The sequence below is a fragment of the Shewanella ulleungensis genome, from assembly GCF_014648315.1.
Lineage (GTDB): Bacteria > Pseudomonadota > Gammaproteobacteria > Enterobacterales > Shewanellaceae > Shewanella > Shewanella ulleungensis.
Genome location: NZ_BMQW01000002.1, coordinates 358,644 through 381,106, shown reverse-complemented (window position 1 = coordinate 381,106; position 22,463 = coordinate 358,644). Strand labels below are relative to the sequence as shown.

The following is a 22,463-nucleotide window of genomic DNA, read 5'->3' as shown; positions in this document are numbered from 1 at the left end:
TGCGCCAATATCATCATTCTATTTAATGGGTCAAAACCATGTCTGATAAATTCTTTTTTAAAGGTCGTAAAACCCCAAAGCCTGCGTATGGCGAAAGCGGTTATAACACCAAACGGGCGACTAAACCTGGCACTGAACTGTCGCCATTACTTTTATCGGTGCAAACCGAAGAACGTAAAATTGAGGTTGCAGCGTTGGTTGCCGAGAACCAATTATTTGCCAACATTACTGTCGATGCAGAAAAAGCTGAAAATATTATTGAGTTAACGGGATTACTGAACAAGCCGAAAACAGTCAGTTTCGAAGCTAAACCTAACCGTAATGATGTATGCACTTGCGGCAGTGGCAAAAAATATAAAAAGTGCTGTGGTGCCTAAAGCACAAGCTTTACACGCTAAACCTATTGCAACACTTAAAACAAAGCGGATCTCACGATCCGCTTTTTGTTTTTTGGATATTTTCTCAGAACTTAGGTAGAGTGTCTGGCGTTAACTTAATACACAATAATAAGGGTGACTTATGAGCACTAACTCGCATTCGGGCAACGACCTGCGTGAAGTAAAACAACTGGGGATGTGGGCTTCGATCACCAGTTTAGGTTATATATTTTGGCTTGTAGGCGGCATGGAGCTGGTTGAGCGAATAGCTTATTACGGTGTAAAAGCCTCCGCGGGCTTGTATGCTAAATCACCCGTGTCAGAGGGTGGCTTAGGCATCGACTTACACGATTACGGCATCATCATTGCTGTATGGGCTATGTTACAAACCTTTATCCCGGTGTTTACTGGTGGTATTTCAGATCGTGTCGGCTATAAAGAAACCATTTTTGTTTCTACCATTATCAAAATTATGGGTTATCTCACCATGGCTATATTCCCAGACTTTTGGGGATTTTTAGCCGGAGCCATGCTGCTTGCTGCTGGTACTGGGGTATTTAAACCCGGTATTCAAGGTACGCTCGTGCTGTCGACAAAGCGCGAAAACACCTCTATGGCGTGGGGCATTTTCTATCAAGTGGTTAATATCGGTGGTTTCTTAGGACCGTTAGTTGCAGTGCATATGCGCCAACTGTCTTGGGACAATGTGTTTTATGCCTGCGCTGCAATTATCTCATTTAACTTCTTATTTTTATTGGCTTATAAAGAACCTGGTAAAGATGAGCGTTTAGCGAGAGCTGCAAAAATAAAATCAGGTGAAATTCAGCAAGAAGCGTTATGGAAAGATGCACTGCATGAGCTGAAAAAGCCGATCGTGCTTTACTACATGTTAGTGTTTGCTGGCTTTTGGTTTTTGTATAACTCGTTATTTGACGTACTGCCTATTCATATTGCCGAATGGGTTGATACCAGCATTATTGTCACCTCATTATTTGGCCCTGAAGGCACCAGCAACGGCATATTGCAGTTCTGGCTTGGCCTAAACAATGACGGCACCAAAGTGATGCCTGAGGGCATGCTAAACCTTAATGCTGGCATGATCATGACCACCTGCTTTTTAGTCGCTGCATTTACGGCAAAGTACCGCATTACTACCGCGATGTTAGTAGGATGTATTTTAAGTATTGCCGCGATTATGTTGGTCGGTGCATTTAATGCTGCGTGGATGATTGTTTTAGCCATTGTGATGTTCTCTTTCGGTGAAATGATGATTAGCCCGAAGAAAAACGAATTCATGGGTAATATTGCCCCTGAAGGTAAAAAAGCCATGTATTTAGGCTTTGTCATGTTACCGCAAGGGATTGGTTGGACATTAGAAGGCTACTTTGCCCCTAAGCTATATCAAATTTATGCATCTAAAGAGATTATCTCGCGTAATGAATTAGTCAGCCGTGGCATGAGCCAAACCGACGTTGATGCGATTCCACAAGGTGAAGCCTTTATGCGTTTAGTCGATATTACCGGTATGGAAGCACAACCATTAACGCATATGCTTTATGAAGCCAATAACATTGGTATGGCATGGTATATCATTGCCGCTATCGGAATCATTTCGGCTGTGGGTATCTTTATTTACGGTAAATGGTTGTTGACCATGCAGCGTCAACAAGCGGCAGCGTAATCGCTAATAGCACTCGATGAGTGCTGCAATAAAACCACAATACTAATAAAGGGAGGCAGCAATGCCTCCTTTTTGTATCTACGATAAAATTACGACCACTCTTGAGTCTAAAGCTAGAGTCTAGAACCTAGAGCGCTACGCTGCTAGGACGCTGCGCGGCTAGAGTCTATAACATCCTAGCAGCAAAGCGCCAGTAGCAAGACAACGTCCGTCCTAGCAGCAAAGCGACCCAAACAGGACAACGTCCGCCCTAGCAGCGAAGCGACCCTAGCAAGACAACGTCCGTCCTAGCAGCGAAACGACCCTAGCAAGACAACGTCCGTACTAGCTACGAAGCGACCTAGCAGGACGAAGTCCGCTCTAGCAGCAAAGCGCCCCTAGCAAGACAACGTCCGCCCTAGATACGTAGCGACCCTAGCTGCACTTATGAATGAAAAACAAACAAAAAAAGAGGGAAGCATTGCTGCCTCCCTCTTGCTTAGTTTCTTAAGTGATGATTAAGAAATTGTGTTATTTAACACCTTAGTGTGAAGTACTAGAGTGAACTTTATCAAGACCGTAAGTTTTACCTTCAGCGTGACAAGTTGCACATGATTCCACAGGTAGATCTGAATCAGTCATTGCGTCAGACTCTACGACAGCGCCATTACTCTTAAAGTGAGCAAGTGCAGCACCATCTGCGTGAGCGTGACAGCTACGGCATGATTCAGCCACTGGAGAGATGTAATAACCTGCATTAGTAGACGTTGCACCAACTTTAATTGCACGCTTACCAGAAGTTAATCCACCATCATCAGCAAAGAATGTCGCGCCATCTTTGTGACAGGCTGCGCAATCTGTTTCAGGGCTTGGGTAACCAATAAGTTCTCCAGTGTAATCTCTGTAGATACCTTCGATTGTGTTCCAGTTACCGCTGTGGAAACGGTGAGATACTGTAACTAAATCTTTGTTATCATAAGAAACATCAGGAGTAATCACTGTTGAACCATCTTCACCTTTTGTCCATGATGCATCATGGCCTGAAGCGCCGTTAGTTTCGTTGTGACAGTTTTGGCATTGGTCAAAAGTATAAGTACCATGTCTGTAGCCCTTGATATAATCAAGTGTGCCATGACAAGAGTTACACTTAGCTTCTGTAACAGTAATACGGTCAGCATCAGTTGTACGCATTAGGTTTACAGCGTCACCAGCAAGATCAAAGTACTTAATTGAAGAAGTGTTACCAATTGGAGTGTCGTATCCATACTCTAAGTCATCTTCACCACAACTAGCGACCTTACCTGCTTTAACACACACATTTGCTTCTGAACCAATATATATTGTGCCCGTTGCTTGTGCGTCTGGTACATCTTTTACAATGGTAAGCACACCACCAGATAAGGTACCACTCGCTAGGTTTAGGCTAATGCTAAGATCACGCCACGAATTAACTTTACCTGTAGCATCAACATTACCGATAAGTAAACCGTTAGCTGGTAACATACCAGTAGGGTTACTTGTGGCATTGTAAGTAGCTAAACTTGTACCATCAGGAATAACCACTCCATTCATGGTAACATCGGCTTTAATTGTCAACGTTTGCATACCGGCAGTTGCTGATGTAACAGCAGTGATACTGGTAAAGTCTACAGTTAATAGGTCTGCATATTCTGCACGTTTACCCACTTTATGCGCAGTTGCAGGACTTAATCCGCCAACATGACAATTCATACATTGTGAATCATCAGCCTGTGGTATTTCATAATCAGAATGACCTACACCAGTTTCGAAATTAACAGTTACGTGACAGCCAACACACGCTTCACGGTAAATGTTCTCTTTCCACTGATCGCCATTATCATGACAAGCAGTACATTCATTCAATTCCGTAGGGAAATGAACTTCAGCAAACGCTTCTGCATCACCTTGTAACACACCCCATTCAGCAAGATGTCCACCAGCATGAATAGTATGGATCATGGCATTGAAGTTAGGATTAAAGCCTAATTCAGCATCATTTTGATCAGCTGCATAAGCAGGGTTATGACACGCTACGCAGTTTTCAACTTTTTGGTAGTTATGATGAGCAGCGATTTTTGAAATACGTTGATCATCTTCATCATAGCCAGTTAATTCACCGTGACACTGGATACATGCAGCATTAGACACAGAGTCTTTTTGCGATACAGCAAGCTCACCAGTAGCAGGAATAAAATCAATCGGTGTTGATAAAATTTTATCACTGATATCTGTACCATCAGCATCTACAACATCATAGGTGCGGATCATCACACGAACTAAATCATTAGCATCACCATCGGCTAATACAACTGGCGCATTGCCTTCGTGAGTCCATGTACCAATGTAGGTACCTGGGTTTGCAGTATCTTCTGTTAACGTACATGCATTTACCACAGAGCCATCACGCGCTGTAGTGCTACCGGTTAAGTTACAGTACATGCTGCTACCAAAGTCATTGGCTAACGCATGGTTAGTCCATAACATTGGCGCACCGCTGTCAGTAGTATTCTCAGACTGACTGGTGACATATAGTGCAACTCTCTCAAGACCAGAGAATGGCATATCTGCATTACCAGTACCTATTCCAGATACGGTAAATTTAATACTAAAAGGATCGCTTCCGACCACAACAATATCTGCTGGGTCAAGTTGCAAGTTAAAATCATATGCATTGTTAACGGTTGTGACTGTTAAGCCAGCAGAAACGCCATCAGAACCATCGGAACCATCAGCACCAGGTGTACCAGCAGCTCCGTCGGCACCATCACTGCCGTCAGAACCACATCCTGCTAAACCAAAAGCGGCAATGAATGCCGCAGCAAGTAACGTTCTATTATATTTTTTCATTTTAAATCCCCCGATTTAAATGTGTAGGTTTTACACATATAAAATATAAGGATTTAGAGAAAAATACCCGCGTGGTGTAACAAACCTGTGATGCTTGGTTGCAAATTCGTTAACAGAAATTAGTGATTTTACTTTTGAGTATCCCAAAATATGAAATAGCCAGTTTCACATCTTGTAACCCTAAAGAGGTATTCGAAGTATAAAAAAAGAATTTCAAATATGATCAACAACAAAAAACACACTTAAACAATTGATTTTATTTAAAAAAACCAGTTCCACTTAACGCAATCCCAGCAAATAAGCGGTCACTAATATGCTTATATTACAAAAACATTAATCAAGCCAGTAACGAACGAGTGATATCAATTATCATTTGTTTCACATCTGCTGAATAACGACGGTAATGCTCTGCTCGTTCAATTAAACAGTAATTTGGCATAGGCATCACAGAGTTAAGTCGTTCAAACTCAGAGTCAGGCAAACGCTCAACTCGCAGTTGAGGAATTTGTTGCGCAAAGGAACCTTCATGGCAAATGGTTAATGCTAAACTGTCCATTGTAAGCATATGCCAATACCAATCTTCGAGTTTTTTAACGCACTCAATGTCTTCTAAAAGTAAGCCTTCGGTTTGGCAATAAAGCTCTAATGGATCAATACGGTTATTAAATCCACGACAACGTAAATACACGATTGAATACTGAATAATATCTTCTAGCTTGATAGGTTCAGCAGTGTTCCAAAATGCATGTTGACGGTTACCGACCACACATAGCGAGGTTACACAGCCAATCGGATGGGCTTCTAATCCATGGGTATCTTGGGTTTCAAAGCCAATTCCAAAATCTAAATCCCCATTATAAATAAGCTCTTCGGTATCAGGTTGCCAGCTATGTAACTTAACTTTGCCAATAATATCGCGTGGACAAGAGCTCAAGGCTACTGCGACACTGGTAATAATACTCGGCGACACAGCAACATGAAGTACAGAACGTTGTTGAAGATTAGCCTTATCTTCAACAACTCTCTCAATTTGACTCAACATATCGCACAACTGGCAAATTGGTTGATATAAACGCTCAGCTAATGGTGTTGGTTTAAGCCCTTGTTGACGGCGGAAAAACAGCTCATCATTAAAAATAATCCGCAATGAAGTTAAGCAACGGCTAATTTTAGGTGCAGAAACGCTGAGTTCTTTAGCCGCTATATTGGCAAAACCGGTTTCATAAATAATTTTAAACACCATTAAACTAAACACATCTAGTTCACTGACTTTTTTTAAGGCTTGTAAATCCACATGTCACCTAACGAGCTGTAAAGATGAGCATAAATTAGCATGATACAAACAATAAAAAGTTGATCTAGTGCTGAATTATGCAATCTACTTCAGCTTGTGTTAATACACGATATTCACCCGGCAATAGGGTGTTATCGAGTATAATTTGCCCAACCGATTCACGATGCAAAGCAACCACAGGATTGCGAAAACGGCCAAACATGCGCTTAATTTGATGGTACTTTCCTTCACGCAGTACCACCCTTGCCTGATGCGTCGACAGTATCGTTAATTGCGCAGGCAATGTGGTGATGTCTTCAAACTCAAAATACATCCCATTAGCAAAGGCATCGATATAACTCTCATCAATTGGGTTCGCTAATGTAACCAGATACTGCTTATCGACTTTATGATCTGGCGCCATCAGTGCAGCAGACCACCTAGCATCATTAGTCATTAATAATAAGCCGGTTGAATGTAAATCTAGTCGCCCGGCAATATGAAACATGGCGGGATCAATGCCCATAAGTAAACTCAGTGCCGTTGGGTGCTTATCATCTATGGTTGCACTCACTACACCGTCAGGTTTATTCAGCATGTAATATTGTTTTTCGTATTGCTGCAATACCGCATCATTACAGACAATATGGCTAAATTCATCAATGTGTAAGTCTGGTGATTTGGCAACTTTTCCATCAACCCACACTTTATTATCAATCAATAACTGACGAACCGCTTTTTTTGACACTTGTAACGCTCGAGCAATAAACTGATCTAACCGACCACGCTTAGACGCCATAAAACCTCATTAAGAGTGATACCAATTTTATTAAGAATACCTTATTCTGTAACAGGACTACATTCATAAGGAGTAACATGCTTTCGCAACCTGCTAGTACAGATTTGCGCCCAGACATGACCACGGCAGAATTTAAACAGTCGATCAAGTCACTGGACCTATTTTTACAAGAGAACATTTTTCAAAGTGCAATCAATGACACCTTGAATAAGCGATCGCAGTTTTTCGATGCACTTTTATGCCAGCTCTGGCAAGCACTGAACCTCGACAACAGCCATATTTCACTCAATGCCGTTGGCGGTTATGGCCGGCAAACATTACATCCGTTTTCAGACATTGATATCTGCATCATTCACGACGGACAGCTATCTGCAACTGACGGGGCAAAAGTCAGTGATTTTTTAACACAATTGTGGGACATCGGCCTCGATTTAGGTCACGCAGTTCGTAGCCTAGATGACACATTTCAAGCCTGTAAAGACGATGTAACCATAGCCACCAGCTTACTCGAAATACGTCATTTATATGGTAATACAGACCACCAGCAAATTGTGCTAGATGCATTATATGGCCAGAATTTATGGCAAAGCCAAGCGTTTTTTAATGCCAAATTGAGCGAGCAACAAGAGCGCCACGCCAAAGCTCAAGGAACATCATTTAGTATTGAACCCAATTTAAAAACTAGCCCTGGCGGTATTCGCGACATTCAAACTCTTACATGGGTTGCCCGCAAACATTTTGGCGTTGCCAGCATGCAGTCATTACGACGCTTTGGCTTTTTAACCAATGATGAATACTCAGAGTTAATGGAATGTCAGCACTTTTTATTTAGAGTTCGCTTTGCTTTACATCAAGCCGCCCAACGCTCAGAAAATCGTTTATTGCTGCAACATCAAGCTGAAGTCGCTAAATTAATGGGCTTTGGTGATGGAATGCCAAACGGTGAGAGCGGCAACATTGCAATTGAAAAAATGATGCGTCAGCTGTTTAGGGCAATGAAACGCATTGGTGAATTAAACAAAATTTTAATGGCCTATTTTCAGCGAGAAATTATTCCGCAACTCAACCCGCAAATAATCCCGATTAACGATAACTTTGAAATTGTCGACCAATACATTCATGTACGAGATGAAACTGTATTTATTGACCGTACTCAAATCATGGCGCTATTTGAATTTATCGCTATCCATCATGACAAAATTATCGGTATTACCGCTGAAACCTTGCGTTCACTTCGCCAAGTGAGACGTCGTTTAATGGGCGACTTGCAAGATTTTCAACGTTGTCGCGAACAATTTAAAGCTATTTTCAACCATCCTCAAGGCATGGGATTAGCCATCACATTAATGCACCAGCATGGTATTTTGGCGTCTTATCTACCGCAGTGGCGTGAAGTCGTCGGCCAAATGCAATTTGATTTATTCCATGCTTACACGGTCGATGAGCACACCCATAAAGTGCTTAAAAACATTTACGCCTACGGTAAAGACATTAAAACGCTTGATAAAGATTTAGCGTTAGCCGCAGATATTTACCAGAAAATGTCCAACAAATCGACCTTGCTATTTGGGGCATTATTTCATGATTTAGCCAAAGGGCGTGGTGGCGACCACAGCGAGCTAGGCGCGGTAGATGCCAACATGTTTGCAATATTTCATGGTTTAAAAGTGTCGCAACAAAAACTGATTAGTTGGTTGGTAGAAAACCATTTACTCATGTCTATCACCTCTCAGCGTATGGACATTTACGACCCAGAAGTCGTGAACAGCTTTGCCAAAAAAGTTGGCACATTAACTCGCTTAGATGCCTTATATTGCCTCACCATTGCTGATATTCAAGCAACTAACGATGACTTATGGAACGATTGGAAAGCCTCACTGTTAAAAGATTTGTACTTTATTACCCGTAAGGCATTACGTGGCGGTTTTGAGAATGTACTGCAAATTCGTACCCTGGTACGTGAGCATAAGCAAGAAGCCCTCAACCTGTTAAGTGCCAACGAAGCCACAACAACAGAAATTAAAACCTTGTGGAAACGGTTACCCATTGCGTTTTTTAGCAATGCCGAAGCTGAAGATATTGCCAGATACACTCAAGCCATCTTACAGCATAACCAAACCCCAGTTGTTGATGGAGAATACAACACCTTAATTTTACTCGATGACGCTGTAGTTAAAGGCTGTAGTGATGTGTTTGTTTACACAAAAGATAGGCATGGGTTATTTGTTAAATTATTTAATACTCTAGCGGCACTGCGTATTTCGGTGAAGCAGGCGCAAATTGCCCGCACGAAAGATGGTTATGTCGTTGAAGCCTTTAAAGTGCTCGACTTTGATGAGAAACCGATCACCAGCGCCCAACGCCGTAAACAGGTGATGAACAAATTACATCAAGTGTTAGACAACGATATCGCTCTCCCCAAAAAGCGTGAATCTAGGCGCCATCAAAGTTTCGACAATCAACCGAGTATCGAGTTTTTGCATTCACGTAAATCGACGCGCACTTTAGTCAATGTATCAGCATTAGACACCAGTGACTTTATGGAGCAAATCGCCAGTGCATTTAGAACACTCGACCTAAACATTCACTCAGCGACTATCAGTACGGTTGGTGAACGAGCAGATAACGTGTTCTCAATATCCAATAAACAAGACCAGCAATTAACGGCAGATGAGCAACAACAACTGTCTGTAGCGTTAGTTAATGCCATCACGGGTTAACTAAGATACAACGGGTTAGCCATTGGTTTGCACTTTGCTTTGAGCAAACCAATGGCTATGCGATAATTACAGTAATTCCATTGTCGATTTTAGGTCATCATGTCATCAGCGTTTACGTACACCAGCGAATATGTACTCGATAAAGCTTACTTTGAAGAATGCTTTACTCAATCAGTCAGCCCAAAAACTCATCCCAAGCAATACCTTAAAACCGTAATTTTTGCGGTGATTGGTTTAGGTATATTGCTGTTCGATAACATCAGTCAGCTAGCCGTTAGCAGTAAAGAAACTTACTATTTAGGTTATTTCTTTATTGGGTTAGCCGTGGTTGAATGGCTAAGTATTCGCTTTAAAAAGACCTGGTGGTTATGGCGACAAATGATGAGTAAAGCTGCTGGAGACACAGTTACACTGGCCATCGACGATAACGGCATCCACAGTCAATCAACTCATGTGAATCAACAGATTTTATGGACTGATGTTTATCGTGTCACCCAGACTGAAGCAGGCTTTTTGATTGCCTTACAAAAAAGCACTACCTACTTATCTAAACGCTGTTTAGACGCTACAAGTATTGCGTTTATCGCCAGCAAACAAGCGTAAACAAGTTAAGCTAATGCTTGACGAACGCGCTGCTGAATATGGCTGAGCACATCCTGTTCAAACCAAGGATTACGGCTCAGCCAGATATTATTTCGCGGACTGGGATGTGGCAGAGGGACAAAATGAGGCCCAAAGCTGCGCCATTGTTTTACTGTTTCTGTGAGCGTTTTAGGTTTGTTAATTAACGGATGGTTGGTTAGCTCGCTACTGGCTAGCTCATTAGTTGTTAAATGCTGATGGCTTAAATAATACTGTTGAGCATATTGACCAACCAATAACACTAATTGCACTTGCGTTAACTGAGCGAGTAATAACGAGTGCCATTTAGGTGCGCACTCAGGCCTTGGCGGTAAATCGCCAGACTGACCTTTCTTGGCAGTCGCTGCGGTATAACTGCCCGGATAACAAAAGCCCATTGGCATAATAGCAATCTGCTTAGCATCATAAAATACCTCACGGCTGACGCCCAACCATTCACGCAACCTGTCGCCACTGGCATCATTAAAAGGAATGCCTGTTTCATGCACTTTCCGCCCTGGTGCCTGACCAATGATTAACACCTTTGCTTGAGGATCGAGTTGCACCACAGGGCGCACACCGCCAGTTAACTGTGCCGCACAATACTGACATTGATTAACCTGATAAAGCAGCACCTCAAAATTGGTCATAAAATTATTACCTAATTTACGATAAAAGCCTTTTTACGCTCTATCCAAAGGAACTAAGCTACAGTAGTATTTGTCAAAATAACAAAGTTCTCCAAGAAGGAACAACCATGCAATCCACAATGACCCGCCTTACCCTTGCGACAATATTTACAAGTTGCGTTGCTCTTAGTTTTACAGCAAACGCATTACCACAAGCGTCCGTTAAAGATGTTGCTTCACTAAAGCAAGCCTGCCAACAAATCGCGCTTGAAGACCAATTACCTGAAGCTGAGATCGCTTCCTTTTTATTAGATTGCGTAAACGACCAATTAACTGAAATGGGTTATGAACGTATAACCAGCCTAGATTAAGCACAAAACCACTATACCGTAATGAAAAAAACGCCGTTAAGGCGTTTTTTATTATTAGGGTCTGTTAGTCGTTGCTGGTTGAATTTTGTTAGAGATTAAAACGTTTTTAGCCAACCTTTTCGAACAACGTTTGTTGACCATTTTTACGGCGTTACGACTTTTTGCGTAAAATAACTACACCTCAAAATATCTGTCGCGCAGTTGTATATGTAACAATTAGCTGCAAAAACAACCTTAAAAGGTCAATAGACCCTACGTTAAAAAGCCTGGCAAAAAATCGCTATCGACGCGCCAATAGCTACAAACCATGACAAAGAGCGTAACGTGCCATAATTGAGTAAATACATTGCATGGTAAACCACTCGAGCCACAACATGTACTATGGCCAATAGCGCCACCACATCAGTAACGTTATTGGTGATTAATGCTGTTAGCACTGCTATGCCAAAAACGATTAAAGACTCAAATGCATTTTGATGCCCTGCCACGGCTCGCGCGCCAAAACCAGTTAATTGCGCTTGCTGCGCGCGCGGATGGTTATTGTCATAACGGCCTAACTTAGCCATTGCCATCGCAACAGGCACTTTAGCGGCATATGGCAGTAACATTGCTATTAGTAAACAAATCAAAATGGTTTGCATGGTATCCCTTCATTTTGGTTAATTATAAATCGCCTTCTTTGACGATTTTTGTCATTGTTTGGCTAGCTTAACATCTAATGATATTTAAACAGTATTCTATTTCTCTCAATAAAAACTAACATTTATTTTCTAATTTTATTAACGAGTTAAATTAAATTTTTAATTAAATTCGTTAATAAATGTAAATCGCCCCCCGCAAATAAATTACTTACCTACACTTTTACGTGAAAGATATTAAGTGACTTAACGGTCAATACTAATAACTCCTAACAAGTGTGGTAGCTGCAGCAAATCAAACTTGTCACGAGTCAACAATAATAAGCAGTAATCACACTATCAACATTGTAAGGAAGACAATATGAATACCAAAGCACAAACCAGCTTAACTGGCGCAGCACTCGCATTGGCTATGGCCAGTTTATCAGGTCATGCAATGGCGGCAGAGACCACTAGTGCACCAATGGCTGCTGGTGAAACAGATTTAGTTCATTGTTACGGCGTTAACGTCTGTAAGGGTCACAACGATTGTAAAACAGCTGACAATGCCTGTGGCGGTCAAGCGAGTTGTAAAGGTACTGGCTTTGTTGGCATGCCATCAAAAGCGTGTGCAGATGTGGGCGGCTCACAAAAAGATGATTGGGTTGGCAAGGTCACTAAAGCAGACCTAGTACATTGTTACGGCGTTAACGTATGTAAAGGCCATAACGATTGCAAAGGTGCCGATAACGCTTGTGGCGGTATGGCAAGCTGTAAAGGTACTGGCTTTGTAAACACTACTGCTAAATCTTGTGCTGATATTGGCGGTAACGTTAGCTAGTAATCAATAAAACTCACAAGGCTGATGGCTTCTCACTATTTAATTTGAACGTCATCAGCCTTTTATTCATTACCAATTTGTTCGCAATGACAGGGTACCCAATGCCAAATACAGTTATAACAGAAGACTTTCTCGGATTTGGTTTAGGCTTACGAACTGACCATTTTGAACATATTTTACAACACCAACCCGATATAGACTGGTTTGAAGTATTATCTGAAAACTACCTAGTTGCGGGCGGTAAACCCCGATATTATTTACAAGCCATTGCCGAGCAATATCCTGTTGTGATGCACGGTGTCTCAATGTCTATAGGTAGCACAGATCCTATAGATATGGATTACCTTAAAGCCCTCAAAAAACTGAGTAACGACATTCAACCTAAATGGATTTCAGACCATATTTGCTGGACCTCAATTCACGGCGTCAATAGCCATGATTTACTACCACTGCCTTATACCGAAGAAACCGTTAAGCATGTTGCTGAGCGAGTTCGTATTGTGCAGGACTTTTTAGGCCGTCGAATATTACTGGAAAACGTATCGAGTTATTTGTCATATCAAGACTCGACCATGGACGAGTGGGATTTTTTAAGTCAGGTCGCAGAAGCGGCTGATTGCCTAGTATTACTCGACATTAATAACATTTATGTCAGCGCCCGCAATCATCATTTTAATCCGCTCGACTACCTTAAAAAAATCGACCCTCGCCGGGTACAACAATTCCATTTAGCAGGCCATAGCGACTTTGGGGATTATGTTATTGATACTCACGACCATGATGTGCCACCGTCTGTTTGGACACTTTACCAAGCAGCACTAGAGCGCTTTGGCGCGGTTAGCACCATGATTGAACGTGACGCGAATATTCCTGACTTCCCCGCGTTATATAATGAATTACTCGAAGCGAAACATATTGCTCAGTTAACGTTACCCGATGACCCAGCCCTTGCACGCTCACAATTTGGCACTCGCTCACTGGATGACTTAAATCAGCTCATCAACACTAATCACAGTTCATCACAAAAAGTTAGGGCATAAACATGAGTCGTTTAGCTGAAATTCAACAGCAATTTATGCAGTATTTATTGTCAGATGGTTCGGATACACAATACGGACACATTCAGTCGGTGATGAAAGCTAATGTCTCTGAACAAGCGGGGATCAACGCCAATGATCGCTTACAAATTTATGCCAATGCTTACCGGATCCGCTTAAAGGAAACCATTGAAACCGACCATCAGCTGCTGGGGTTGTATTTGGGTGACGATTTATTCGATAAAATGGCCGCCGACTATACCCGTCAATTTCCATCAACCAATAAATCTTTACGCCAATTCTGTGATGGGCTCCCAGATTTTTTACAACAAGACACGTTTTTTAAACAGCATCCTATTATTGCCGATTTAGCACGATTTGAGCGCAGGTTACTTAATGCATTTGATGCTGCAGACTGCGCCCGAGCAAGCTTTAGTGACTTACAGGCTATGTCACCAGAATTGTGGCCCAATTGCTGTTTACGTTTTCATCCCAGCGTACAAATATTTACATGTAACAGTAATGCCGTCGAAGCCTGGCAAGCATTGAAAATAGACACAGCGCCACCAGCGCCGGACTATGAATCGCCTAGAGCATGGTTACTATGGCGGGGAGAGTCGCGCTTAACCGAGTTTGTTTCGTTATCAACTGAGCAACATGCGCTGTTACTCGGCTTTATTCAGGGCAATAACTTTGCCGAGCAGTGCGAACAAATGCTGCAATGGCGCGACGAGAAATCTGCGCCAATGATGGTACTGCAAACCATGCAAACCTGGTTTCAACGTGGCTTAGTTCGAGCGATAGTGAGTAAGTAGCTAATTTACGTTAACTCATTTCTGGGCAAAGCTTTATAACTGCCTACCTTCTCGTCGTCCCTGAAATGCTTTGAACCGGGAACAAGGTGTTTGTATTTATTTATCTACGGCCTGCGACCACGACGATAGTGCCGTAGGCCATAATCTAATAGCACCCTTGCGCGCTTAAGCGTTAGTGACTGTAGGCCATAAGCCAAAAACAACACCTGGATTCCCGATTAACAGATTTTCGGGAATGACTGTAAATATAAGCATTCCCGAGATGACATTGATATTGAACTCTACTCTATAGGCAGTGCTGCATCTCCGCCCCAAACTGCCCATGAGCCATCGTATAACGCAGCTTGATGATGGCCTGCAACATACGAGGCTAAAATCAAAATACATGCGGTGATACCAGAGCCACAAGTGAACACACGTTGGGCATTATTGCTGGTATCAAGATTAGCAAAAATGGTGTGCAGCTCTTTAGTCGACTTCATTTTAAAGCCATTGAGCACCTGAGCAAACGGCAAGTTTAACGAGCCAGGAATATGACCACTGCGCATGCCAACACGAGGTTCGGGTGATGTACCATTAAAGCGTCCTGCTGCGCGGGCATCAATAATATCTACATTGGCATGACCAAGATGAGTTAATACAAATTCGGTGTCACATATCTTATGTTGTAATAAACGCCCTTTTATATCGCCGGCCTGAATTGGGCTAGCAAATTGACGCACAGTGTCCTTACCTTCTGCACGCCACTGCGGTAGTCCGCCATCAAGCACAAACACTTTTTCAAATCCCATGGCTTTTAATGTCCACCAGGCGCGTGGCGATGAATAAATACCCTGGTCATCGTAAATAACTACGGTGTTATTATGAGTGATACCCAAGATTTGCGCGGCATGGGTGAATTGTTCAGGGGTTGGCATCGCGTGGGTTTGTGGTGAAAGGTGATCAAATAGTAGCTTATCAATTTGGCATGATATTGCACCGGGGATGACATATAGCTCATCGTATACCAGTGGCTCTTTACCCAGCACAACTTCCATGCTGGCATCGAGTATGACGAGATCTGGATCTTCAAGATGTAACGCCAGCCAATCTGTGGTCACTAAAGGAGAATTCACATTATACCTCTCTATGTTCACTATATGGTTAAACCCAAAGGATGCTAACTCAGTGTGTTATTGCCGCTGTTTATCAATATAACGCTGAGTTACGCAGCTTAAATAACTGAATAAAGTAATACCTACTGCATCTGCGATTAAATCGATGATGTCTAATGTTCTTGATGGAATAAAGCCCTGGCTGATTTCTTCACTCAAGACGAATATTGACACTAGCACAGCACCGTAATAAAGCGGAATACGTCCAAGCAGAAAGTGTCGACTCTGTAACGCTAAATTGGCTACAAATGTTAATAGTCCAAATAACAGCATATGGCCAACTTTATCGCCATAAGGAATGTAACGGATTAACTCGAAAAAAATGCTGCCACCACCCGTGTTAGCTAAATAAATGATCCATATAATAAAACAGAAAAAACCAGCGGCAACAAAGATGGCCAATCGAGAAAATAGAGTATGGGTCATATAGCGTCATCCATGCATAAAGGTTGAAATTTTAGGTAACGAACTAAAATTCAGTCTACGCGAAGATATCAGAAAGAGGCGTTAATTTTACTTAATAAAAAAGCCCTCTATTGCTAAAGGGCTTTTGTTAAATCTCGGAGATGATAACCGCTATAGAGCAATCCAAGTGGCTTTTAATTCGGTATATTTATCAAACGCATGTAATGACTTGTCACGGCCATTGCCTGACTGTTTATAACCACCAAATGGTGCAGTCATGTCGCCGCCATCGTAATGATTAATCCACACCATACCACTACGCAGTGCTTTAGCGGTTTTATGTGCTTTGCTTAAGTTAGACGTCCAAACCCCTGCCGCTAAACCGTAAATGGTGTCGTTAGCAATCTTAATCGCTTCGTCCATGCCATCAAATTCGATAACAGATAATACTGGGCCAAAAATCTCTTCACTAGCAATGCGCATATCATTTTTAACATTACTGAAAATAGTTGGCTGTACATACATACCACCAGTTTCAGCCATCACCTGCTTACCACCAGCCATCAATGTTGCACCCTGTTCGCTACCCGCTTTAATATAATTAAGTACATTAGTTAACTGCTGTTGGTCTACCATAGCGCCACAGGTGGTTTTAGGGTCAAGTGGATGCCCAGGCTGCCAACCTTGCATTTCTTCAATGATAAGCTCAATTAACTCATCTTTTACACCAGACTCAACTAACAAACGAGACCCTGCCGTACATACCTCACCTTGGTTAAAGGCAATGGCGACAGCGGCGGCTTCTGCTGCGGCTTTTAAATCTGGCGCATCATTAAACACAATATTAGGACTCTTACCGCCCGCTTCTAACCACACGCGTTTCATGTTCGATTCGCCCGCGTAAATCATCAGCTGTTTTGCTATTTTGGTGGAACCGGTAAACACTAAAGTATCAACGTCCATGTGCAAGGCCAACGCTTTACCCACTGTATGACCAAAACCAGGCAGCACGTTTAAGACCCCTGCAGGAATACCGGCTTCAAGCGCTAACTGTGCCATACGAATAGCAGTTAACGGTGACTTTTCAGACGGTTTTAAAATAACACTATTACCAGTTGCAAGCGATGGCCCAAGTTTCCAACAGGCCATAATCATTGGGAAGTTCCACGGTACAATCGCCGCGACAACACCCACTGCTTCGCGAGTGATCATGCCTATTTCGTTATGTGCTGTTGGTGCAATTTCATCGTAGATTTTATCGATGGCTTCGCCAGACCAACGAATGGCGCGCGCTGCACCCACCACATCAACACCCTTAGAATGTTGAATAGGCTTACCCATGTCTAACGTTTCAAGTAATGCCATTTCATCAGCGTTAGCTTCGAGTAAATCGGCAAACTTAATCATCACTTCTTTACGCTTCACGGGCGGTAAATTTGCCCAGGTCCCAGCCTCAAAAACTTCACGCGCATTAGCAACAGCCAAATTTGCATCGACTAAGTCACAGCTAGCCACTTTAGCTAATACGCGGCCATCGATTGGGCTGACACAGTCAAATGTCTCACCAGAAGCGGCACTTTGGTATTGGCCGTTAATAAAGGCATTGCCGTTAATCTGTAAACTGGCTGCCAGTGCTTCCCAATCGCTACGACTTGTTGGAGTACTCATTGTGACCTCGAAATAATAAATGGATTGATAAGCATCGCGCCATGTGATGCCAAATAAGGTTTTTTGTGTCGCTGTTTAAGGGTAAATCGACACTGTTACATTACTGAATATTGTCACCTGATGATGCTTAACAGCAAGCTGTTTTCAATATATTTTACAAAATAGCCATATTTAGTTTAAATAAACACACAAAACGCTTTAACGTTCATTATTTTTGACATAGCATAGCAAATATTCATCACTCATAATTTAACCATTATGATATGAAACAACAACCCACTTGTTACCAATGCAGAGTTGAAATATGAGCGAATATCAGCACAAAGGAACTGGCAATTTATCGCAAACATGGCCAAATATGGCTCATTATTGGATGCCATTTACTGCCAACAAACAATTTAAAGCAAACCCGCGGTTATTAGCGTCGGCGCAAGGAATGTATTACACCGACATTAAAGGTAACAAGGTACTCGATGCTACCGCAGGGTTATGGTGCTGTAATGCTGGCCATGGCAGAGCAGAAATCTCTGAAGCGGTCAGTAAGCAAATTAGCCAGATGGATTATGCGCCGTCATTTCAGATGGGCCATTCATTGGCGTTTGAATTGGCTCATAAACTCAGTGATATGAGCCCTGATGGACTGGACCATGTATTTTTTACTAACTCAGGTTCAGAATCTGTTGATACCGCACTAAAAATGGCCCTCTGCTATCATCGTGCTAATGGTCAAGCGAGCCGAACACGCTTTATTGGCCGCGAGCTGGGCTATCACGGCGTCGGCTTTGGCGGTATTTCTGTAGGCGGCATTAGTAATAATCGCAAAACTTTTAGCCAACAACTGCTGCAAGGTGTTGATCATCTTCCCCACACTCTCGACATTGCTAGTAATGCGTTTAGTCATGGCCTCCCGCCGCATGGTTTAGATAAAGCTGAAGTGCTTGAACAACTGATTACTCTTCACGGTGCAGAAAACATTGCTGCCGTAATCGTTGAACCAATGTCTGGCTCAGCTGGGGTTATTTTACCCCCACAGGGCTATCTTAAACGGCTACGAGAAATTACCCAAAAGCACGGGATTTTATTAATATTTGATGAAGTAATCACTGGATTTGGCCGCTTAGGCGCTGCATTTGCCAGTGAGCGCTGGCAAGTCACGCCAGATATGATCACTACCGCTAAAGCCATTAACAATGGCGCGATCCCTATGGGTGCAGTGTTTGTTAGTAACACTATCCACGACACCTGCATGGACGGCCCTGATGAATTGATAGAATTTTTCCATGGATACACTTATTCAGGTCATCCTGTTGCTGCAGCCTCTGCTTTAGCAACCTTGTCGATTTATGAAAACGAAAAGCTATTTGAGCGCGCAAAAAATCTTGAATCCTACTTTGAACAAGCAGTACACAGTCTCAAAGGTTTACCCAACGTGATTGATATTCGTAACACCGGACTGGTTGCAGGCATCCAATTTGCCCCCAGCGACAAAGGGGTGGGTAAGCGCGGCTATGGCATATTTGACCATTGCTTTAGAACCGGCGCGTTAGTGCGCGCAACAGCAGACATCATAGCCCTATCGCCACCATTGATTGTCGAAAAATCACAAATCGATGACATGGTGAATCAACTTACCGATGCCATTCACGCTGTGGGATAACCCATTTAACAACAAGGACAGAGTTCATGCTTAACATCAGCCACTATGTAAATGGGCAACACACCCAAGCAAGCCAACGTACGCAAACGATTTACGATCCAGCCACAGGGGAATCCCGTGGCCAAGTGTCATTAGCCAGTCAAGATGATGTAGCCAATGCCATTCTTGCCGCTAAAGCCGCATTTGAAACCTGGTCACAAGTCACGCCACTAAATCGCGCTAGAGTATTGTTTAAGTTTAAAGCATTAGTAGAACAACATGTCGATAAGCTAGCCGAGCTCATTACCCTCGAACATGGCAAAGTACTTGACGACGCTAAAGGTGAAATAACCCGTGGTTTAGAAGTTGTTGAGTTTGCCTGTGGCATTCCGCACTTATTAAAAGGTGAACATACCCAACAAGTTGGTGGTGGCGTTGACGCATGGTCAGTCAATCAAGCATTAGGGGTTGTGGCCGGTATTGCGCCATTTAATTTCCCGGTAATGGTACCGATGTGGATGTTCCCGATTGCCATTGCCTGTGGCAACACCTTTATCATGAAACCGTCAGAAAAAGACCCTAGTTCAGTGATGCTTATCGCCGATTTGCTAACACAAGCAGGCTTACCCGATGGCGTCTTCAATGTCATTAACGGTGATAAAGAAGCTGTAGATGCACTACTGGCACACAAAGACATCAAAGCCGTTAGTTTTGTGGGTTCAACCCCGATTGCCGAATATATCTACACCACAGCGTCTGCCCACGGTAAACGAGTACAAGCACTAGGTGGAGCTAAAAATCATATGCTATTAATGCCCGATGCTGATTTAGATCAAGCTGTTAATGCGCTAATGGGTGCAGCATATGGTAGTGCGGGTGAACGTTGTATGGCCATTTCAGTGGTATTAGCTGTCGGTGATATTGGCGACAAACTGGTCGATAAATTATTACCGCAAATTAGTGCATTAAAGGTCGGCAGCGGTATTACTCCTGAAATGGACATGGGGCCACTTATATCCGCGCAGCACTTAGCTAAAGTGCGAGACTATGTTGAGGCTGGCATTAAAGAAGGCGCCACCTTAGTCGTTGATGGTCGTGACATTAGCATTAACGACCATCAACAAGGTTACTTTTTAGGTGCATGCTTATTTGACCATGTCACTCCGCAAATGAGCATTTACCAACAAGAGATATTTGGCCCGGTGCTTGCCATTGTACGAGTAGACACATATGCCGAAGCATTAGCGCTGATTAACCAACATGAGTTTGGTAATGGCACAGCAATATTTACTCAAAGTGGTCAAGCGGCGCGTCATTTTTGCCACCATGTTGAAGTCGGTATGGTTGGCGTTAATGTGCCAATCCCTGTGCCTATGGCCTTTCATAGCTTTGGTGGCTGGAAGCGCTCACTATTTGGGCCACTACACATGCATGGCCCCGATGGTGTGCGCTTTTATACCAAGCGCAAAGCCATTACCGCCCGTTGGCCGCAAGCCAAAACAGACACAAACGAACCTTCGGCATTCATTATGCCAACCATGAAATAAGTGAATACCATGACCAAGCATATTAATGATATTACGCTTTTTAGCCGTCAAAATACGCCCATTGATACCTATCAACTGGCTGACGAAAAACGTATCACAGGTAACCCACTTCAGTCGGTACAAAATCATTTTGAAAGTCCTTGTAAGCAATTTAATGTTGGGGTTTGGCAAAGTGAAGCGGGCAGCTGGAATGTGAGTTACAGCGAGTATGAGTATTGCGACATTCTTGAAGGCAGCAGCATAATTACCGACAGTCAGGGCCACAATTTAACGGTTAAAACTGGCGATAAATTTGTTATACCCGCGGGCTTTATTGGCACGTGGGAAGTGATTGAACATTGTAAAAAAATCTACGTTATGTTTGAGCCACAACTCGAACATAACGTTTAACCGCCATGCGGTACAGACAGAACCTAACGGTTTTGCTTCTGATAAGTGGCATTAGTAGTCGTTGAGAACCTCAATACCAACAACTGCATTTTATGTAAATGGAGATAATATCGTGTCGAACACATTAAAAAGAACGCGAATTGCACTGTTAAGCGGATTAACATTATCAGCTACCCTACTGGCTCCGTTAGCGACGGCTGAAGTCTCTGGCGCAGTCAGTGTAACTAATGATTACCGCTTTCGTGGTGTATCACAAACCGCTGGCGACCCTGCACTACAAGCCAATATAGATTGGAGCCATGATAGCGGCTTTTTTGTTGGCGCTTGGGGCAGCAATGTCGATTTTGACGAGCCAGGCTACAATGGCCCAGACGTCGAAATAGATTTGTATGCCGGTTACTATGGTGAAATTAACGATGAAACAAGCTATGACTTAACCTTGTACCGCTATAACTACCCAGGAGACAGCGAACTCGACTATCTAGAAGTGAGTGCAGGCATCGACTTTAATGGGTTTAGAGCTGCTTATTGGTTTACTAATGACTATGGTGGAAGTGATCTCGATTTACATTACACCGAGATTAATTATGCTTGGGAATTTATCGATAATTGGAGCCTCGATTTGCATTACGGCTATAACTTTGGTGACGCCATTGACGATGGCGAAGGCTTTGATAGTTACTCAGACTACTCCATTGGCGTATCAACCGAGTTTAGCGGCTTTGCGGTTTCTGTTGCGTACCTAGATACGGACATTGACGGAGACTATGAAGTCAACTCTGGCGTTTATAAAAACTCTGGCACCTTACTGGCTAGTGTAAGTTATGCATTTTAAGCTGAAAAGTGACGTGATACGCTAGCTAAGCTTAACGTATCAATATAAAAAACCGCCAAATGGCGGTTTTTTATTGCTCAATTAGGTTGTTTACAAACCATTATTTACCCCTCAAGTGATTACTCTGAGCTTCCCTTTTCTACACCTTGCCAGCCATCTATAAGATGATTAAGTTATTGGCTACGTTCTGGGAATTGGCT

General features: G+C 42.8%; 20 protein-coding genes. 12 read left to right on the top strand and 8 right to left on the bottom strand.

The genetic code is table 11. From position 1 onward, the window contains the following. Positions 1 to 38: 38 nt before the first annotated feature. Both IEY40_RS05415 and IEY40_RS05410 read left to right on the top strand, forming a co-directional pair. Complete coding sequence (locus tag IEY40_RS05415; RefSeq protein WP_188954098.1) at positions 39 to 377, top strand: PBPRA1643 family SWIM/SEC-C metal-binding motif protein; 339 nt, start codon at positions 39 to 41, stop codon at positions 375 to 377. Positions 378 to 519: 142 nt separating this feature from the next. Beyond that, the gene (locus IEY40_RS05410) at positions 520 to 2,058 is read left to right on the top strand and encodes an MFS transporter (protein WP_188954096.1); all 1,539 of its coding nucleotides are present in this window, start codon (positions 520 to 522) and stop codon (positions 2,056 to 2,058) included. 522 nt (positions 2,059 to 2,580) lie between these two features. Here the strand turns inward: IEY40_RS05410 and IEY40_RS05405 are convergent. The 3 genes from IEY40_RS05405 to IEY40_RS05395 form a co-directional block, all read right to left on the bottom strand. Continuing rightward, complete coding sequence (locus IEY40_RS05405) at positions 2,581 to 4,905, bottom strand: OmcA/MtrC family decaheme c-type cytochrome (RefSeq protein WP_188954094.1); 2,325 nt, start codon at positions 4,903 to 4,905, stop codon at positions 2,581 to 2,583. 337 nt (positions 4,906 to 5,242) lie between these two features. Then, positions 5,243 to 6,199 carry a LysR family transcriptional regulator gene (locus IEY40_RS05400; protein WP_188954092.1) on the bottom strand — a complete coding sequence of 319 codons (957 nt, stop codon included), beginning with the start codon at positions 6,197 to 6,199 and terminating at the stop codon, positions 5,243 to 5,245. A gap of 64 nt (positions 6,200 to 6,263) precedes the next feature. Then, the gene (locus IEY40_RS05395) at positions 6,264 to 6,977 is read right to left on the bottom strand and encodes a pseudouridine synthase (RefSeq protein WP_188954090.1); all 714 of its coding nucleotides are present in this window, start codon (positions 6,975 to 6,977) and stop codon (positions 6,264 to 6,266) included. A 77-nt stretch (positions 6,978 to 7,054) separates the two neighbouring features. Here IEY40_RS05395 and glnD point away from each other — a divergent pair, with 77 nt between their 5' ends. Together glnD and IEY40_RS05385 are read left to right on the top strand one after the other, a co-directional pair. Continuing rightward, positions 7,055 to 9,697 (top strand): [protein-PII] uridylyltransferase, encoded by a 2,643-nt coding sequence (gene glnD, locus IEY40_RS05390; protein ID WP_188954088.1) that lies wholly within the window; start codon positions 7,055 to 7,057, stop codon positions 9,695 to 9,697. 99 nt (positions 9,698 to 9,796) lie between these two features. Next, positions 9,797 to 10,300, top strand: a complete 504-nt coding sequence (locus IEY40_RS05385; RefSeq protein ID WP_188954086.1) for a YcxB family protein — start codon at positions 9,797 to 9,799, stop codon at positions 10,298 to 10,300. 5 nt (positions 10,301 to 10,305) lie between these two features. Here the strand turns inward: IEY40_RS05385 and IEY40_RS05380 are convergent, their stop codons facing one another. After that, entirely contained in the window at positions 10,306 to 10,968 is a 663-nt protein-coding gene (locus IEY40_RS05380) for a uracil-DNA glycosylase family protein (RefSeq protein ID WP_188954084.1), read from the bottom strand. 107 nt (positions 10,969 to 11,075) lie between these two features. Between IEY40_RS05380 and IEY40_RS05375 the strand changes: the two genes are divergently transcribed. Next, the gene (locus IEY40_RS05375) at positions 11,076 to 11,318 is read left to right on the top strand and encodes a hypothetical protein (protein ID WP_229777018.1); all 243 of its coding nucleotides are present in this window, start codon (positions 11,076 to 11,078) and stop codon (positions 11,316 to 11,318) included. Between the two features lie 257 nt (positions 11,319 to 11,575). On the opposite strand, the gene IEY40_RS05370 is transcribed toward IEY40_RS05375, so the two are convergent. After that, positions 11,576 to 11,959: an MAPEG family protein gene (locus tag IEY40_RS05370; RefSeq protein ID WP_188954082.1), complete on the bottom strand. Its 384-nt coding sequence runs from the start codon at positions 11,957 to 11,959 to the stop codon at positions 11,576 to 11,578. Positions 11,960 to 12,317: 358 nt separating this feature from the next. Between IEY40_RS05370 and bufA2 the strand changes: the two genes are divergently transcribed. From bufA2 to IEY40_RS05355, 3 genes are all read left to right on the top strand, one after another. Continuing rightward, entirely contained in the window at positions 12,318 to 12,776 is a 459-nt protein-coding gene (gene bufA2 / locus IEY40_RS05365) for a BufA2 family periplasmic bufferin-type metallophore (protein ID WP_188954080.1), read from the top strand. A gap of 101 nt (positions 12,777 to 12,877) precedes the next feature. Next, on the top strand, positions 12,878 to 13,816 hold the full coding sequence (gene bufB, locus IEY40_RS05360) for an MNIO family bufferin maturase (protein ID WP_188954079.1): 939 nt from the start codon (positions 12,878 to 12,880) through the stop codon (positions 13,814 to 13,816). A 2-nt stretch (positions 13,817 to 13,818) separates the two neighbouring features. Beyond that, the gene (locus IEY40_RS05355) at positions 13,819 to 14,628 is read left to right on the top strand and encodes an HvfC/BufC N-terminal domain-containing protein (RefSeq protein ID WP_188954077.1); all 810 of its coding nucleotides are present in this window, start codon (positions 13,819 to 13,821) and stop codon (positions 14,626 to 14,628) included. A 281-nt stretch (positions 14,629 to 14,909) separates the two neighbouring features. Here the strand turns inward: IEY40_RS05355 and IEY40_RS05350 are convergent, their stop codons facing one another. From IEY40_RS05350 to IEY40_RS05340, 3 genes are all read right to left on the bottom strand, one after another. Then, positions 14,910 to 15,743: a sulfurtransferase gene (locus IEY40_RS05350; protein WP_188954074.1), complete on the bottom strand. Its 834-nt coding sequence runs from the start codon at positions 15,741 to 15,743 to the stop codon at positions 14,910 to 14,912. A 57-nt stretch (positions 15,744 to 15,800) separates the two neighbouring features. Then, complete coding sequence (locus IEY40_RS05345; protein ID WP_188954072.1) at positions 15,801 to 16,208, bottom strand: VanZ family protein; 408 nt, start codon at positions 16,206 to 16,208, stop codon at positions 15,801 to 15,803. A 150-nt stretch (positions 16,209 to 16,358) separates the two neighbouring features. Then, positions 16,359 to 17,855, bottom strand: a complete 1,497-nt coding sequence (locus IEY40_RS05340; RefSeq protein ID WP_188954070.1) for an aldehyde dehydrogenase — start codon at positions 17,853 to 17,855, stop codon at positions 16,359 to 16,361. A gap of 304 nt (positions 17,856 to 18,159) precedes the next feature. On the opposite strand from IEY40_RS05340, the gene aptA reads away from it, so the two are divergent. The 4 genes from aptA to IEY40_RS05320 all read left to right on the top strand — a co-directional run bounded on the left by aptA (position 18,160) and on the right by IEY40_RS05320 (position 22,263). Continuing rightward, positions 18,160 to 19,512, top strand: a complete 1,353-nt coding sequence (gene aptA / locus IEY40_RS05335; protein ID WP_188954068.1) for an omega-aminotransferase AptA — start codon at positions 18,160 to 18,162, stop codon at positions 19,510 to 19,512. Positions 19,513 to 19,538: 26 nt separating this feature from the next. Next, positions 19,539 to 21,038, top strand: a complete 1,500-nt coding sequence (locus IEY40_RS05330; RefSeq protein WP_188954066.1) for a CoA-acylating methylmalonate-semialdehyde dehydrogenase — start codon at positions 19,539 to 19,541, stop codon at positions 21,036 to 21,038. Between the two features lie 9 nt (positions 21,039 to 21,047). Then, a complete protein-coding gene (locus IEY40_RS05325) occupies positions 21,048 to 21,428 on the top strand; it encodes a cupin domain-containing protein (protein ID WP_188954064.1) in 381 nt (126 codons plus the stop codon). 112 nt (positions 21,429 to 21,540) lie between these two features. After that, complete coding sequence (locus IEY40_RS05320) at positions 21,541 to 22,263, top strand: TorF family putative porin (protein WP_188954062.1); 723 nt, start codon at positions 21,541 to 21,543, stop codon at positions 22,261 to 22,263. Positions 22,264 to 22,463 lie beyond the last annotated feature (200 nt).